Source organism: Candidatus Similichlamydia epinepheli, from assembly GCF_003056015.1.
The window spans coordinates 1-1,192 of record NZ_PPEU01000148.1; the positions used below are offsets into that span (position 1 = coordinate 1).

Annotated in this window: 1 protein-coding gene; it reads left to right on the forward strand. The window is 40.3% G+C overall.

The window, feature by feature from the left end; translation table 11 throughout:
- A partial coding sequence (locus GCCT14_RS05040; RefSeq protein ID WP_239978391.1) for an alanine--tRNA ligase-related protein occupies positions 1–1,150 on the forward strand: 1,150 nt, incomplete at its 5' end.
- Between the last annotated feature and the right edge of the window lie 42 nt (positions 1,151–1,192).

The window sequence follows — 1,192 nt, forward strand, 5'->3', positions numbered from 1 at the left end:
AGTGGGCGATCATGGTCCTTGTGGGCCATGTTCAGAGCTTTATTACGATCGTGGTGACAAATTTAAAAAAGGAGAAAGCGAGAAAGAGGAGAGATTCGTTGAATTCTGGAATATTGTATTCATGCAAAATGAAAAAAACATATCTGGAGCAATTTCTCCTTTAGCTACCCCTTGCATTGATACAGGACTTGGATTGGAAAGGATGTGCGCTCTTCTTCAAGATGTACCTTCTGTATTTGAAACTGATTTATTCTCAGACATAATCCAAAAAATTGTGAATATGTCTGGCAAAATCTATGATCCGAACCAAAATCAGACAAGTGCTCCTTTTCGAGTTATCGCTGATCATCTTCGATCTGTTTCCTTTGCAATTGCTGACGGAATCAACCCAGGTAATACTCAAAGGGGATACATTATTAGAAAACTCATCCGTAGAGCCTTACGTTACGGAAAGAAACTAGGACTTCAAGAACCATTTTGGAGGGAGATCTTCCCGGTGCTAGAAGAGAAAATGGGAGGGCACTACCCTGAATTGACCAAGAATCGTTCTAGAATTCTCGAAATTCTCGACAGAGAATCCCATTACTTTTTAGAAACAATCCGCAAGGGAACATCCTTGATGGAAGAACTTCTGCCTGAGCTACTCAACACAGGGAAAGCGATTCCCTGTCACATCGCCTTCAAACTTAAGGATACCTATGGTATGCCTTTAGAAGAAATACTCTTCTTTGCTGAAGAAAATGATCTGACCGTTGACCTAGAAGGTTTTCAAGAAGAAGAAAACAAAGCAAAAGAGCGATCACGAGAGGGAAGAATAGGAAGAAGCATGGGGATTGTCCCATCTTCTTCGTTCGAAAAAACCCCGTTTTTAGGGTATGGAGTCCTTGAAACCGATTGCGTTGTTTTAGATATTAGATCAGAAAGTGGCACCTCCATAAAAGAGCTGATTACTGGTGAGAGTGGTTCCCTTCTTCTTAACCATACAACATTCTACGCTAGACAAGGAGGTCAAGTAGGAGATAGTGGTATACTAGAGAACGAAATTGGTCGATTTTTGATTGAAGAAACTCGTTACGATGAAACAGGCAATACTCTCCACATAGGACGAGTTTTAGAAGGTCTTATAAGCAAAGGGAACAAGCATCACTAATAAAGAAGTTGATACAGCTTTTCAAAGTTAAGGAAGAGTTTA